The sequence below is a fragment of the Caballeronia sp. SEWSISQ10-4 2 genome, assembly GCF_030464885.1.
Classification (GTDB): Bacteria; Pseudomonadota; Gammaproteobacteria; order Burkholderiales; family Burkholderiaceae; genus Caballeronia.
Window position 1 is genome coordinate 60,667 of the sequence record NZ_JALPRJ010000030.1, and the last position, 14,723, is coordinate 75,389.

A 14,723-nucleotide genomic window follows, 5' to 3' on the forward strand; every position below is an offset into this window, starting at 1 on the left:
TTACCGAGTTGAATCCTGCGGGCCGGTGGACTTCGCGTCCGCGGGCGTTTCCGGTGATGGCGATACCGGCTGTGACTTGACACCGAGCATGGCGCCGATCGCGTCGCGCGTTTGCGCGAATTCCTTCTCGAAATCGAGCGTACGGCGCGCGGTGGACATGGCCATCAATACGCTCGTACCGCCCGTTGTTGTGTCTTTGAGCCAGAACCAGAGACGACGTTCACGCACGTAAAACATCGAGAAAATGCCGATCACGAGCAGAAGGCTGCCAAGATACACCACTTTTTTGCCCGGTGCGCGCGTCAACTGGAACACCGAAGCCTGGATCTGCTTGAACGAATCGAGTTGCAGAAAGACCGGCGATCCGTACAGAAAGCTGTCCGAAAGCGCATTGATCGACGATTGCACGAACTGCGTATTTTTCGCGTCCGGTTGCGCTTCCTGCAGGCCATTTTGGGCGCGCGAAATCTGCCACAAGTCCCACGTCGCTCCTTCCAGCATTCGTAGCAATAAACCTGCCGCCTTTTCCTGCTCGCCCTTGGGCACGGATTTATCGATAAACCCCGCTATCGCCTGGAATCCGCCCAACACGGCGCCCGGCTGTCCCGGCACAGCCGCCACGCCGGTTTCGTCAGCGCCGGCAAACAGGTTCAGCACGCGTGACGCGCTTTCTTCCAGATGTTTCTGCAATTCCGCGTTGGCCTCCGGCACCGAGCGTTGCGCGAAACGACGCGCGGCTTCGTCGCGCATTGCGGGCGTGTCGAGCGCGGCGCGCAGGTTCATCCACTGTTTGACCGAACTTTGCTCGTCGGCGGGAATGCGCAGATAACGGAACGGATCGTTCGGGCTCAAGCGCATGCCGGCGAGGAACATCTGCTGGCCTTGTACATCGACGGGCAGCATGTAGTTGTTGAACTCACGCGCCTGGCCGTCCGTGCCACGCACCTTGTATTGCACCGACGGCCCCACGTTGCGCAAATCCGTCGGTTTCGACGTCTTCGCGCCGGAACCGAGCCGTTCATCGAAAGCCTGCTTCAGCGTCTGCGTTTGACCGACACCGCGGGTGTCGATTGAACCGCTGCCATCGGTGACGTTTTCCACGTTGATGGCGCGGAAATCGGTGAATTCCACGCTTTCACCCTTGCCGCCGATAACCTGCGGATTCACCGGCGCCGTGCCGCCGATCGCGCCATCGAATGGCGTGGTTTTCGCGCTGCCGCCGGACATGGGCCAAGCGGTCATCGAGAGTTTCGAACCGCCGTCCTGGAAGCTCGATTGATAGATCGAAATGCCGTCGTACGTGAACGGCTTGTTCACTTCCACACGCGCCGGAATGCGCTGGCCGGTCGCGTGATCGATCACGACGATATCGCTCGCGAACAGCTTCGGCATGCCGGTCGAGTAATAGTCGACGATGAATTTATCGAGCTGAATGGAAAACGGCAGGTCCTGGATCAGCGAGCCGTCCTGCTGGTTCAGAATGGCTGTTGCAACGTGCTGCCCCTCCGGCACCCACGCGTAACCGCGGAACGTGAGGTTCGACGTCGGCAGCCGGTGGTTCGGCGCAATGTCGTTGATGACTTCGTTCGACGCGATCGGCGTCTTGTTGAAAAGCCACATCTGCAGCTTGATAGGCAGGTTGCTGTCGAGCAAACCGCCAATGCAGATGATCACGATGGCCAGATGCGCCGAGATATAACCGAGTTTCGTCAACGCGCCGCGTTTCGCCGCGATCAGCGTCGCGCCGCTGTCGGTCTCGCGCGTCACGAACTTGTAGCCCATCTTGCCCGCGAGCCGTTGCAGCTTGGCGGCGGTATCGGCGCGTGTTGACGGCACCAGCGAAAACTCGCCCTTGTGGTGGAACGCGCGCAGGCTGCCTTCGCGCACCCGATCCTTCCAGCTCTTCATGTCCGCGATCATCTTCGGGCCGTTGCGGATCACGCACAGCGACACCGAGATCACCAGGAAGATCAGGATCAGCATGAACCACCACGCGCTGTACACGTTGTAGAGGCTCAGGCCGCGGAAGATGTCAGCCCAGAACGGACCAAACTGGTTGACGTAGTTCGGGTACGGATCTTCCTGCGTAAGAACCGTACCGATAATGCTTGCTATCGCGAGAATCACGAGCAGCGAGATGGCGAAGCGCATCGAACTAATGACTTCGATGGCCTGACGCACGCTGCTACGGCTTGACTTCGACTGCAATCCCGACGTGGTGACGCTCATTCAAACTCCGGCTGAACAGCAAAAAAGGGTGGAGACGCAAGCGGTCGATGACCGGCGTCCCACCCTTTTTTCTTATTTGCGTGCCGGCCTCGTCGGACCGGCTTCGTAATGTGCTCGCACTATGACGAACGCATGTGACGTCCGGACGACGCTGCGCGCATCTTAATGCAGACCTGCGGTCAGTGCAGACCGCTGCCCTTTAATGCAGGCCGGCGATGTAATCCGCGACCGCCTTCACTTCCGCTTCGTTGAGGCGCAGCGCAATGGTGTGCATCGGCTCACTGTTATTGCGCGTGCCCTGCGCGAACGCGGTGAGTTGCGCCGCCGTGTAGTCGGACCACTGGCCCGACAACCGCGGATACTGCACCGGCACGCCCATGCCCGTTGCCCCATGACACGCGGCACACGCCGGAACGCCTCTATCCGCTATGCCGCCACGATAAATCTTCTGCCCGAGCGCCACGGTGTTCTTGTCGCGCGCGTAGCCCGGCTTGGCCTTCTGCGCCTCAAAATAGGCCGCCACGTTGACCATGTCCTGATCGTTCAACGCGCCTGCAATGCCCGCCATGATCGGATTCTTGCGCGCCGGCTCTTTCGCACCCGGCTGCGTCTTGTAATCCTTCAACTGCTTGACGATGTACTCGGCATGTTGGCCTGCGAGCTTCGGAAACGCGCCACCGGCACTGTTGCCGTCCGCTCCGTGACACGATGCGCAAACCTGCGTGGCAATTGCCAGGCCCCGTGTCACGTCAGGCTTGGCGGGGGCTCCGGGAGCACCCGTCTCTGCCGCTTGCGATGTGACTGTCCAGCCTACCAACCCCGCTCCGAATGCTGCTGCTAATTCCAGGACCATCAGAGTCTTGTACAGTCGGTTCATTCGCGTACCCTGTTTTTCGTCTTGTGAGAATTGTGAGGTTCTGCAAAACGACGGTTACCGATGCACTGCAAGACACCCGACAGAGGACTCGATACGGATTAAAAAGTCACCCGTTGCGTGCCCCGAAATCTGTCTTCAAACCTGTCTCACTCCTTATCCCGCTTGGGTCTTGCGTGCCCTGGCTGGTCTTCGTACAACCGTCGTATTGTACAATAACTCGCTAAACGCAAAGACGCCAGTCGGGGCAAGCCCAGTATTCAGTGGCTCCTTACAGCTCGAGTTTCCACAGAATTTCACTTTCGGTCTTCCCATGTCGTCATTTCTGCTCCATCAAGCCCGTTTCTTTACGACGGTCAATCACCTGCGCGACCTGCCTCCGACGCCACAGCCGGAGATCGCATTCGCAGGACGCTCGAACGCGGGCAAGTCGACGGCCATCAACCTGCTATGCAATCAGAAGCGGCTCGCGTTCGCCAGCAAGACGCCGGGGCGCACGCAGCACATCAACTACTTCGCCATAGGCCCGGCGGACCAGCCCAAGGCGCATGTGGTCGACTTGCCGGGTTACGGGTACGCAGAAGTGTCGGGCAATGCCAAGCTGCACTGGCAGCAATTGCTGTCCACGTACCTGCAGAGCCGCGCGCAGCTGGTCGGCATGATTCTGATGATGGACTCGCGCCGCCCGCTGACCGAACTCGACAAGATCATGCTCGACTGGTTTGCGCCCACTGGAAAGCCGATTCACGCTTTACTGACCAAATGCGACAAATTGACGCGGCAGGAAAGCACGAATACGTTGCGCGCGACCAAGAAAGCTTTCGATGAGTACACGACGGCAGGATATCGCGGCGAATTGACGCTTCAACTCTTTTCAGCGCTGAAGCGAGTCGGGCTCGACGAAGCGCACGAGAAAATCGAGAGCTGGCTGATTCCCAAGGCCACCGAGGAAACCGCTCCGGAAGACGAAGCGCAGTGAATGCGGCAGATAGTAGCGGCAGGTTCAGCACGGAAGGGTTTTGGACCCGATTTATGTCGTCTGACATAAAAAAACCCGCCGCATGACGGCGGGTCAAACAGCCTGATCGAATCCTTTACGATCATCACAGGCACCCGCTCAGGGAGGAGAAGCGGGGAGGTTGGCGCTAAGCGCCTAGCTCGATCGGTATGATATACCATTGTCCCGAAAAGGTTCTGAAGGCGATCGTGCCCTATGCCTGCCGCGGTTGTGCAACGGTTTCGGGCGGCGTTCGTGGCCGCTGATCCTGCGCCCGCTCCCGGATCCCCTGATCGGGTTATCCTCGCGTTATCCATCACCCCCACGCAAAGTCATGAGCTTCTATCCGCATCATCGTCCGCGCCGCATGCGCCGTGACGACTTTTCGCGCCGCCTTATGCGCGAAAACCTGTTGACCACAAACGATCTGATCTATCCGGTGTTCATCGTCGAGGGATCGAATGTGCGTCAGGCCGTCCCGTCGATGCCCGGCGTCGAGCGCACATCGGTCGATTTGCTGATGAAAGCCGCCGAGCAGTGCGTCGAGCTGGGCGTGCCAGTCATCTCGCTGTTCCCGGCTATTGAACCCTCGCTGAAAACGCCTGACGGCCGTGAAGCGACGAATCCCGAAGGCCTGATTCCGCGCGCTGTGCGCGAATTGAAGAAGAATTTTCCCGAACTGGGCGTACTCACCGACGTCGCGCTCGACCCGTACACCAGTCACGGACAGGACGGTGTCCTCGACGAACATGGCTACGTCATTAACGACGAAACCAGCGAAATTCTCGTAGAACAGGCTCGCGCGCAGGCCGAAGCGGGCGTCGATATTGTTGCGCCATCGGACATGATGGACGGGCGCATTGGCGCGATTCGAGAAATGCTTGAGAGCGACGGACATATCCACACGCGGATCATGGCGTACGCCGCGAAGTATGCGTCGGCGTTCTACGGCCCGTTCCGCGATGCTGTCGGCTCGGCTGCGAACCTCGGCAAGAGCAACAAGATGACGTACCAGATGGACCCGTCGAATTCCGATGAAGCGTTGCGCGAAGTGCGGATGGATATCGAGGAAGGCGCGGACATGGTCATGGTCAAGCCAGGCATGCCGTATCTGGATATTGTGTATCGGGTGAAAGAAGAGTTTCGCTTTCCAACGTACGTCTATCAGGTCAGCGGCGAGTACGCGATGATCAAGGCGGCCACGCAAAACGGCTGGCTCGATCACGACAAGGCGGTGATGGAGTCACTGCTGGCTTTCAAGCGCGCGGGCGCGGACGGCGTGCTCACGTACTTCGCGCTGGATGCCGCGCGGCTTTTGCGGGCTGCTTCGAAGTAAAGGTTTTTGTGCCTTGAAAAGGCGACGCTTTTGCGTTGAAAGCGTCGCAGTTGGAATGCGTGAAATGCGGTCAACTTGAGCGGTGACACTCGAGCCAGGCGGATCTGTCCGGCGGCGCCGATTGATCGCGAAATCGAGTGGCCCACGCGGCGAACCCTCACACCAGCGGCAAAAAGATCTCCGTCAGCAAGTCAGCAGGCGCCGTCTCCTTGGGGTTGTTCAGGTACTCCTCGAACGCCGGTGCATCGGCGGCTTCCCGGCCCGACTGCACGAGCCACGTCCCATATAGCCACTGATAAGCCGCGTGCATATCGCTGTAGGGTCCCCGATGCCGCAGCACCGCATACTGCCCGCCACGCAGCGGCGTCAGCGCGACCGGCGCAGCGGCGTCGATATCGACGTCGCGCGGCAACACCACCCCAGCCTTCGACCTCAACTCTGCTTCAGGCACGATCCCCGGATCGTCATAGAAAATGCCGATCATCCGCATCTCGGCAGACAGCAAACTCCTGCCGGCCAGCCAACCGATCAGCGAGTCGAACGCCTTGCCAATCTGCATATATGACCCGACATGATCGACGGATATAACGTTCATCGCCGGGACCTCACGAATCACCACTTCACGCATCACCATTTGATCGTCTCCCGATAACGCCGGCCGAAACCGGCTATGAGTGCCTTGCTTGCGATACTGCGCCGGCGGCATCCCGAACGCCGCCCTGAACGTGCGTGAAAACGATTGCAAGCTGCTATATCCCGAGCGCTCCGCAACCTCCGCAATCGGCATCGCCCCGTTAGCCAGATAGCCGGCCGCGCGATGCAGGCGCAATCTGCGCACGGTCGTCGCGACTGTCTCGCCGTACATCGCCTGATAGATCCGATGCCAGTGATACGGCGACAAACACGCGATCCCGGCCAGCCGATCTATATCCAGAGGCTGGTCGAGGTGATCGTAAATGTGATCGAGCACGCGGTTTAGTCGCGCTTCGTAACGGGCTCGATGAGGCAGATCGTTCATGAGCGTGCCGATGAGAGAGCGAGCGTTGAATACAGCCAAAAATACCACGCCCCGATTTACCAAATCCTGCGGACTTGAGATACATAAGCCGGTCGGATCGGTTTCTGGGCGACAGCATTGCCCGCCGCTGAAGCACAGCTTCGCGGTCTGTCACTTATCGTGCCGCCCGTTACATCGCTTGTCCGAGAGAAACGACGCACGTTCGCGTGTTCCGAATGTGCGTCACTTTTCTCACTTCAGAATCACGTCGTGGGCGCGGATAGTTTGTCCAAGCTCTTCAAGAAGGTATCCGCCGACTCATACCCCACGACCCGCACCACTTCGTTTCCCTGGGCGTCGAAGACGATGATGCCCGGCGGCCCGAACAGTTTGAAGCGCCTGAGCAACGCCTGATCGTCGGTGTTGTTTGCCGTGACGTCCGCGCGCAGCAGGTTAAGTTGCGCCAACCGCGCCCGCACGCGTGGATCGCTGAACGTGAGATGTTCCATCTCCTTGCACGACACACACCAGTCGGCGTAGAAATCGAGCATTGCCGGCCGGCCGGCCGCTTTGAGCGCCAAGTCCAGTTCCGCCAACGATCTGACTGGCGCGAAGACTTCCCCGGGCGCGGACTGCTGCGCGCTGGCCCCCGCGCCGGACCCCGTCCGCGCTGCAAACACGGCGAGCGGCCGAAGCGGATCGGTGGAACCCGCAGCGAGTCCGACGAGCAACGCAGCGCCCCAGATGGCGAGTGCGGCGCCGAATCCTCGGCCCAACCGGCGCCATATCGATACCACCTGCCCGCCTGAAGTGAAAAGCCCCAGCGCCGCAGCAGCAATAAGCAGCCATAACGCCGCCAACGCCATCTGCGCGACTGCGCTCAGCACCGGCCAGACGATCCACAAAGCCGCCGCGAGCAACACGACGCCGAAGAACACCTTCACGCCGTCCATCCAGTTCCCCGCGCGAGGCAACAACGTCCCGGCGCCGAGTCCAATGATCAGCAACGGTACGCCGAGCCCGACGCCCATCGAAAACAGCGCCGCCCCGCCGAGCAGCGCGCTGCCCGTATGCGCGATAAACGCGAGCACGGCGAAGAGCGGCGCGGTCATGCACGCACCAACCACAAGTGCCGACAACGCGCCCATCACGACAACGGCTGCGACCTTCCCGCCCGATCGTTTCTGCGACGCTTGATTGACGCTGTTCTGCCAACGCGCCGGCAATGCGATATCGAAACCCGCAATCAGGGTGAGCGCGAATAGTGCCAGCAACACACCGAACGCGCCGAGGACCCAGGGGTTCTGCAACCACGCGCCGAGGCTCTGTCCGATCATGGCGGCGAGCACGCCCAGCGCCGTGTAGACGAGCGCCATGCCAAACACATACGCCGCCGATAACCCAAACCCACGCGAGCGCGTAACGCGCGCACCCTCGCCGATGATGATCGCCGAGAGAATGGGAATCATCGGGTAAGAGCAAGGTAGCAAGCTCAACACGACGCCCGCAACGAAGTACAAGCCGACTATCGCAAAAAAGCCGCCGCTTTCGAGCAACGATTGCGCGTAATCGGCGTTGGTCGCACGGTCGTACCAAGGGACGTCGCTAGTGTTGGCTGATTGTGTCTGACCGTTCGCGCTGGCCGCTTGCAAGGCTGCACCACTCACACGATAAGTACGCTCCATCGGCGGATAACAGATGCCCTGATCGGCGCAGCCCTGGGACGTGACGGCAATATCGAAGGGGCCGGAAGCCTGCTTTACAGGAATCCGGATAACGAGTTCCCCACGATACGTTTCCACGTCCTTGTTAAACGTCTGATCGAAGTGAACCTTGCCTGCTGGCAATTGCGGTTCGCCAAGCGTTGCCGTGCCGTTTTTCACCGCAAACGCAAAACGCTCGCGGTACATGTAATACCCATCTGCGACCTTATATCGCACGTCGATCTCGCCCGGTTTTTCAGTGGCACTGAATTTGAACGCGACCGCTGGATCGAGAAAGTCATCAGCGGCGCGGCTCGGCGAGAACGAGCCAAGCAACAATACCAAGCACGACACCAGCATGAGGACAGCGTCGAGCGGCCGGCGCGCGGAGAGGGCTAAGTGCTTAAACATTAAGAGGACGTTGAGTTTCCGCGGTAATCCATTGTCCATAAGCGGCCGAAGCGTCAGCCTGCCACGAGACAATTTCAGGTGTTTCATAAGGATGATTCGCCTCGATAAAGCGCGTGAGTTCATCACTGCGTGCGAGGCTCGTCTTGAACAGGAGCTGGAGCTCCTCGGCAGCCTCTACCTTACCTTTCCACCGATACAGCGACTTGACCGTGCCCAGCTCCGTCACGCAGGCGGCAAGCTGTGCATCGATAGCTTGCATTGCGAGCGTTGACGCCGCCTCGCTGTCAGGTAGCGTCGTAAGAACGAGGACAACGGGCATGTTCACGGAAAGCTCCGATGCGGTGGATATGCATGCAATCCTAGCACTGGACGTCAACAACTCACATTCAGCCGATCAGCCTATGAGCCGTGACGCAAGCTGCTACGCACACCCCGCACAATAGAAAAAGGCCAAGCAAAGCTTGGCCTTTTTTCGATCAACAACTTACTAGCTTATTCAGCTTCCTGCACGTCGTCGCCTTCAGCGATTTCCGGACGATCCATCAGCATGACCAGCGCCATCGGAGCATTGTCGCCTTGACGGAAGCCGAACTTCAGGATGCTCAGGTAGCCACCCGGACGCGTTTCGTAACGCGGGCCGAGCACGTCGAACAGCTTCGCGACGGAGTCACGATCGCGCAGGCGGTTGAATGCCAGACGACGATTTGCCAGCGACGGCTTCTTGCCGAGCGTGATCAGCGGCTCAACGACTTTACGGAGTTCTTTAGCCTTCGGCAGCGTCGTCTTGATGACTTCGTGCTCGATCAGCGAGTTCGACATATTACGGAGCATAGCCAGACGGTGGCTGCTCGTGCGGTTCAGTTTCCGCAAACCATGTTTATGGCGCATTTTGAATTTCCTGATTAATCAAGTTTAGATCCAGCTCTTCTATTACGTCTCTTGAGAAAACTCATGAGCGCACGGGCCGGTCGTAGAAAAAGCAAGATGCGGATTTTAAAGGAAAATCCGCATCTTTGCCAGTCAAGCGTACTGCTTGAACCTTACTTGTCGAGACCAGCCGGCGGCCAGTTTTCGAGCTTCATACCCAACGTCAGACCACGCGATGCCAGGACTTCCTTGATTTCGTTCAGCGATTTGCGACCGAGATTAGGCGTCTTCAGCAATTCATTTTCCGTGCGCTGGATCAAATCACCGATGTAATAGATGTTCTCGGCCTTCAGGCAGTTCGCGGAACGAACCGTGAGTTCGAGATCGTCCACCGGACGCAGCAGGATAGGATCGATTTGCGGCGCGCGCGACGGTGCTTCTGCTGCGGCTTCCGTGCCTTCCAGCGCGGCGAACACCGACAACTGATCGACCAGGATACGAGCCGATTGACGAATCGCTTCCTCAGGCGAAATCACGCCGTTGGTTTCGATGTTCATCACGAGCTTGTCGAGGTCGGTACGCTGTTCAACGCGAGCGCTTTCAACGGCGTAGCTCACGCGGAGAACCGGCGAGAACGACGCATCCAGCACGATACGGCCAATGATCTTTGCCGAATCTTCGCCGTAACGACGCACATTGCCCGGCACATAGCCGCGGCCTTTTTCGATCTTGATCTGAACGTCGAGCTTGCCGCCCTTCGAAAGATGCGCGATCACGTGACCCGGATTGATGACTTCGCAATCGTGCGCGAGTTCGATATCGCCGGCCGTGACAACGCCTTCGCCTTCCTTGCGCAGCGTAACCGTGACTTCGTCGCGGTTATGCAGCTTGAAAACGACGCCCTTCAAATTCAGCAGCAGATTGACCACATCTTCTTGCACGCCGTCGAGCGTAGAATATTCATGCACGACGCCTGCAATCGTCACTTCGGTCGGCGCATAACCAATCATCGACGACAGCAGCACGCGCCGAAGCGCGTTACCCAAGGTGTGACCATAGCCCCGTTCGAACGGCTCCATGACCACTTTCGCGTGGCTGTCGCCAAGCGATTCGACTGCAATAATCTTGGGCTTCAACAAACTGGTTTGCATAGGTTTTCCTTTTCAATACCCTCGGCTCGTTACGCCGATAAGGCTGACTGGTGACAACCCGAAAATAAACAGCCGAGGCAACCCCTTGCCTTCCGCAATCAGGGTGCCCCGGCCGCTAATCCGATTAACGCGAATACAATTCGACGATCAGGCTTTCGTTGATATCGCCAGCGATGTCAGCGCGATCCGGCATCGCCTTGAACGTGCCTTCAAACTTCTTGGCATCGACAGCGACCCAGCTCGGCATTCCGCCTTGCTCAGCCAAGTTCAGCGCTTCCAGAATCCGAACTTGCTTGCGTGACTGTTCGCGAACAGCAACGACGTCACCCGCCTTAACTTGCATCGACGGAATGTTGTTGACCACGCCGTTCACCGTGATCGACTTGTGGCCGACCAGCTGGCGCGCTTCAGCGCGCGTCGAACCAAAGCCCATGCGATACACGACGTTGTCGAGACGCGACTCGAGCAATTGCAACAGGTTTTCACCCGTCGGGCCCTTGCGGCGATCAGCTTCAGCGAAGTAACGGCGGAACTGACGTTCGAGCACACCGTAAATACGCTTCACCTTTTGCTTTTCACGCAATTGCGTGCCGTAGTCGGACGTACGAGCGCCCGACGTGCGGCCGTGCTGGCCCGGCTTGCTATCGAGCTTGCACTTGTCTGCGAGCGAACGGCGTGCGCTCTTCAGGAAAAGATCAGTACCTTCACGGCGGGACAGCTTTGCTTTAGGACCGGTATAACGTGCCACTTTGCATCCTTAATAATTGATCACGCGAAGGTCGTTCGCGCTAGTTCGAACTCGATGGATCGAACGGTGGGCTTAGTCAGTATTCTTAACGCTGATTCCATAACGCAAGCAACCTGTCGACGCGTGAGCGTCAACAGGTCAAGGCGCTACGCGACGTCTTAGATACGACGACGCTTCGGCGGACGGCAACCGTTATGCGGAACCGGTGTCACGTCGGAGATTGCGGTGATCTTGATGCCAAGACCATGCAGCGCACGCACCGCCGATTCACGGCCAGGACCGGGGCCCTTGATCCGCACTTCGAGGTTCTTCACGCCGTATTCCATCGCCACGCGACCAGCCGATTCGGCTGCAACCTGAGCTGCAAACGGGGTCGATTTACGCGAACCCTTGAAGCCCTGGCCACCCGACGTAGCCCAGGCGAGTGCATTGCCTTGACGATCGGTGATCGTGATGATGGTGTTGTTGAACGACGCGTGAACGTGAACCACGCCCTCGGCGACGTTCTTCTTGACCTTCTTGCGAACGCGTTGCGCCGCGGAGTTGTTCGAAGCCTTAGCCATTACGTTTTCCTGTAACTATCAATTCCGCTTACTTCTTCAGCGATTGCGCTGCACGACGCGGACCCTTACGGGTACGGGCATTCGTACGTGTGCGCTGACCACGCATGGGCAAGCCCTTGCGATGGCGAACACCACGGTAGCAGCCCAAGTCCATCAGGCGCTTGATATTCATCGTCACTTCGCGACGCAGGTCGCCTTCGACGATGAACTTACCCACTTCTTCTCGCAGCTTTTCGAGGTCTGCGTCAGTGAGGTCTTTGACCTTCTTCGAAAACTCCACACCAGACGCCACGCAAATGTTGCGAGCGCGCGTGCGACCTACACCGAAAATTGCCGTGAGGCCGATTTCAGTATGCTGGTGATTCGGGATGTTAACCCCTGCGATACGAGCCATTGTTTTTCCTCAAACAAAAAGCGCAAGCAAAAGCGCGGCGTTCAGCCTTGACGCTGTTTGTGGCGCGGATCAGAGCTGCAAATCACGCGCACAACGCCCTTGCGCTTGATGATCTTGCAATTGCGGCAAATGCGCTTAACCGATGCCATCACTTTCATGATATTACCCTTTTTTCAAATCACTTCGCCCGGAACACGATCCGTGCACGAGACAGATCGTAAGGCGTCAATTCAACCGTTACCTTGTCGCCTGGAAGAATGCGGATGTAGTGCATCCGCATCTTCCCGGATATGTGCCCAAGAACCACATGGCCATTTTCCAATCTAACCCGGAAAGTAGCATTGGGAAGGTTTTCAACTACCTCACCCTGCATCTGGATTACATCGTCTTTGGCCATAGTCCTTACTAGCGCATAGGGACGTTACTGCCTTTGAAGTTCGCCTTCTTCAGCAGCGATTCATACTGTTGCGACATAACGTAGGACTGCACCTGCGCCATGAAATCCATCGTGACCACGACAATGATCAGCAGCGACGTTCCACCGAAATAAAACGGTACGTTCCAACGCAGAACCAGAAACTCCGGCAGCAAGCAAACGAACACGATGTAGATCGCACCGGCCAGCGTCAAACGCGTGAGGATCCGATCGATATACCGTGCTGTCTGGTCACCCGGACGAATCCCGGGAACGAAGGCACCACTCTTCTTCAAGTTGTCGGCCGTCTCTCTGCTGTTGAACACCAACGCGGTGTAGAAGAAGCAGAAGAACACGATCGCCATCGCGTACAGCAACACGTACACCGGTTGACCAGGCTTCAGCGCCTCAGCAACATTGTGCAGCGTGTTCGCGAACCAACCGGTCCGCGTACCCGAACTAAACCAGTTCAGGATAGTTGCCGGGAAGAGGATGATCGACGACGCGAAGATCGGCGGAATCACACCCGACATGTTCAACTTCAGCGGCAAATGCGAAGACTGACCGCCATAAATCTTGTTTCCGACCTGACGCTTGGCATAGTTCACGAGGATCTTGCGCTGACCGCGTTCGATAAACACCACCACGAACGTGACCGCCGCAATCAGCACGACGATGACGATCGCCGAGATGATACTCATGGAACCGGTACGAACCAGCTCGAAGAGACCACCGATTGCGTTCGGAAAACCCGCCGCAATACCACCGAAAATGATGATCGATATGCCGTTACCCAGTCCGCGCTCCGTGATCTGCTCACCCAGCCACATCAGGAACATCGTACCTGTCACCAGCGTCACTACCGTCGTCAACCGGAACACCATGCCTGGATCAATAACGAGTCCAGCCTGATTTTCCAGCGCCACCGCAATACCAAAGGCTTGAAACGTAGCCAGAACAACGGTGAAGTAACGCGTGTACTGCGTGATCTTCCGCTGCCCTGCCTGCCCTTCTTTCTTCAGCGCTTCCATCTGCGGCGAAACGATCGACAGCAGCTGCATGATGATCGACGCCGAAATGTACGGCATGATCCCAAGCGCGAAGATCGTGAACCTCGACAGCGCACCACCCGAGAACATGTTGAACATGCCAAGAATGCCGCCTGACTGGCTCTGGAAAAGCTTCGCCAGCTGATCCGGGTCAATACCCGGCACCGGAATATGCGCACCGATACGGTAGACGATCAGCGCCAGCAGCAAGAACATTGCACGCCGACGCAGATCGCCGAACTTCGCAGCGCTTCGACCGGATTTTGCGAGACTCGGGCTATTAGCCAAGAACCTTCTCCGATGTTTTCGCTAACAACGACAACACGCGCTCGTTACTCAGCGAACGAGCCGCCGGCGGCTTCAATCGCAGCACGGGCACCCTTCGTAGCGCTGAGGCCCTTTACCGTGATCTTGCGCGTCAGTTCGCCCGTCTTGATGATCTTTGCGCTCGTAATGAGCACGCCGAGCAGACCAGCTTGCTTCAAAGCCAACAAATCGACTTCGTCGACCGGCAGCTTTTCGATATCCGACAGGCGCACTTCGCCAACGAACTCGTGCGTCAGCGAGGTAAAACCACGCTTCGGCAGACGACGTTGCAAAGGCATCTGACCGCCTTCGAAGCCGACTTTATGAAAGCCGCCCGAACGCGATTTCTGACCCTTGTGACCGCGACCTGCAGTCTTGCCGAGGCCCGAACCGATACCGCGGCCAACGCGACGCTTTGCGTGCTTCGCGCCTTCTGCCGGCTTGAGGTTATTCAAATCCATATTCAACTCCTTGATCCCTGGTCAGCCGCTTAGCTGAGGACTTTGACAAGGTACGAGACCTTGTTGATCATCCCGCGCACTGCCGGGGTGTCCTGCAGTTCGCTGACCGAGTTGAGTCGGCGCAGGCCCAGACCACGCACCGTTGCACGATGCGTTTCACGGGTCCCAATCAGGCTCTTCACGAGCTGAACCTTGACAGTTTTATCAGACATGGTGACCACC

Annotated in this window: 17 protein-coding genes; 2 read left to right on the forward strand and 15 right to left on the reverse strand. The window is 58.1% G+C overall.

Going from position 1 to position 14,723, the window contains the following annotated elements; all coding sequences use genetic code 11:
• Positions 1 to 2,229: a cytochrome c biogenesis protein ResB gene (locus M0D69_RS21015; protein ID WP_301783871.1), complete on the reverse strand. Its 2,229-nt coding sequence runs from the start codon at positions 2,227 to 2,229 to the stop codon at positions 1 to 3.
• A 199-nt stretch (positions 2,230 to 2,428) separates the two neighbouring features.
• The gene (locus M0D69_RS21020; protein WP_301783872.1) at positions 2,429 to 3,106 is read right to left on the reverse strand and encodes a cytochrome c; all 678 of its coding nucleotides are present in this window, start codon (positions 3,104 to 3,106) and stop codon (positions 2,429 to 2,431) included.
• Between the two features lie 310 nt (positions 3,107 to 3,416).
• Between M0D69_RS21020 and yihA the strand changes: the two genes are divergently transcribed.
• Both yihA and hemB read left to right on the forward strand, forming a co-directional pair.
• Entirely contained in the window at positions 3,417 to 4,082 is a 666-nt protein-coding gene (yihA, locus tag M0D69_RS21025) for a ribosome biogenesis GTP-binding protein YihA/YsxC (RefSeq protein ID WP_301783873.1), read from the forward strand.
• A gap of 352 nt (positions 4,083 to 4,434) precedes the next feature.
• On the forward strand, positions 4,435 to 5,436 hold the full coding sequence (gene hemB / locus M0D69_RS21030) for a porphobilinogen synthase (protein WP_301783874.1): 1,002 nt from the start codon (positions 4,435 to 4,437) through the stop codon (positions 5,434 to 5,436).
• Between the two features lie 157 nt (positions 5,437 to 5,593).
• Here the strand turns inward: hemB and M0D69_RS21035 are convergent, their stop codons facing one another.
• The 13 genes from M0D69_RS21035 to rpmD all read right to left on the reverse strand — a co-directional run bounded on the left by M0D69_RS21035 (position 5,594) and on the right by rpmD (position 14,713).
• Positions 5,594 to 6,454, reverse strand: a complete 861-nt coding sequence (locus M0D69_RS21035) for a GyrI-like domain-containing protein (RefSeq protein ID WP_301783875.1) — start codon at positions 6,452 to 6,454, stop codon at positions 5,594 to 5,596.
• Between the two features lie 242 nt (positions 6,455 to 6,696).
• Positions 6,697 to 8,547, reverse strand: a complete 1,851-nt coding sequence (dsbD, locus tag M0D69_RS21040) for a protein-disulfide reductase DsbD (RefSeq protein WP_301783876.1) — start codon at positions 8,545 to 8,547, stop codon at positions 6,697 to 6,699.
• A complete protein-coding gene (gene cutA / locus M0D69_RS21045; protein ID WP_301783887.1) occupies positions 8,540 to 8,866 on the reverse strand; it encodes a divalent-cation tolerance protein CutA in 327 nt (108 codons plus the stop codon). Before cutA ends, dsbD begins: the two co-directional genes overlap by 8 nt.
• Positions 8,867 to 9,039: 173 nt before the next feature.
• Complete coding sequence (gene rplQ, locus M0D69_RS21050; protein ID WP_301783877.1) at positions 9,040 to 9,435, reverse strand: 50S ribosomal protein L17; 396 nt, start codon at positions 9,433 to 9,435, stop codon at positions 9,040 to 9,042.
• 152 nt (positions 9,436 to 9,587) lie between these two features.
• Positions 9,588 to 10,565: a DNA-directed RNA polymerase subunit alpha gene (gene rpoA / locus M0D69_RS21055; RefSeq protein ID WP_047845349.1), complete on the reverse strand. Its 978-nt coding sequence runs from the start codon at positions 10,563 to 10,565 to the stop codon at positions 9,588 to 9,590.
• A gap of 124 nt (positions 10,566 to 10,689) precedes the next feature.
• On the reverse strand, positions 10,690 to 11,313 hold the full coding sequence (rpsD, locus tag M0D69_RS21060) for a 30S ribosomal protein S4 (RefSeq protein WP_047845348.1): 624 nt from the start codon (positions 11,311 to 11,313) through the stop codon (positions 10,690 to 10,692).
• A gap of 158 nt (positions 11,314 to 11,471) precedes the next feature.
• Positions 11,472 to 11,876, reverse strand: a complete 405-nt coding sequence (gene rpsK, locus M0D69_RS21065) for a 30S ribosomal protein S11 (RefSeq protein ID WP_006052224.1) — start codon at positions 11,874 to 11,876, stop codon at positions 11,472 to 11,474.
• A 28-nt stretch (positions 11,877 to 11,904) separates the two neighbouring features.
• A complete protein-coding gene (rpsM, locus tag M0D69_RS21070) occupies positions 11,905 to 12,270 on the reverse strand; it encodes a 30S ribosomal protein S13 (protein ID WP_047845347.1) in 366 nt (121 codons plus the stop codon).
• Positions 12,271 to 12,311: 41 nt separating this feature from the next.
• Positions 12,312 to 12,428 carry a 50S ribosomal protein L36 gene (gene rpmJ, locus M0D69_RS21075; protein WP_004199844.1) on the reverse strand — a complete coding sequence of 39 codons (117 nt, stop codon included), beginning with the start codon at positions 12,426 to 12,428 and terminating at the stop codon, positions 12,312 to 12,314.
• Between the two features lie 20 nt (positions 12,429 to 12,448).
• Positions 12,449 to 12,667 carry a translation initiation factor IF-1 gene (gene infA, locus M0D69_RS21080; RefSeq protein WP_047845346.1) on the reverse strand — a complete coding sequence of 73 codons (219 nt, stop codon included), beginning with the start codon at positions 12,665 to 12,667 and terminating at the stop codon, positions 12,449 to 12,451.
• 8 nt (positions 12,668 to 12,675) lie between these two features.
• Positions 12,676 to 14,022, reverse strand: a complete 1,347-nt coding sequence (gene secY / locus M0D69_RS21085; protein ID WP_301783878.1) for a preprotein translocase subunit SecY — start codon at positions 14,020 to 14,022, stop codon at positions 12,676 to 12,678.
• Positions 14,023 to 14,066: 44 nt separating this feature from the next.
• Positions 14,067 to 14,501, reverse strand: a complete 435-nt coding sequence (gene rplO / locus M0D69_RS21090) for a 50S ribosomal protein L15 (RefSeq protein ID WP_047845344.1) — start codon at positions 14,499 to 14,501, stop codon at positions 14,067 to 14,069.
• A gap of 29 nt (positions 14,502 to 14,530) precedes the next feature.
• The gene (gene rpmD / locus M0D69_RS21095) at positions 14,531 to 14,713 is read right to left on the reverse strand and encodes a 50S ribosomal protein L30 (RefSeq protein WP_047845343.1); all 183 of its coding nucleotides are present in this window, start codon (positions 14,711 to 14,713) and stop codon (positions 14,531 to 14,533) included.
• Positions 14,714 to 14,723: the final 10 nt, after the last annotated feature.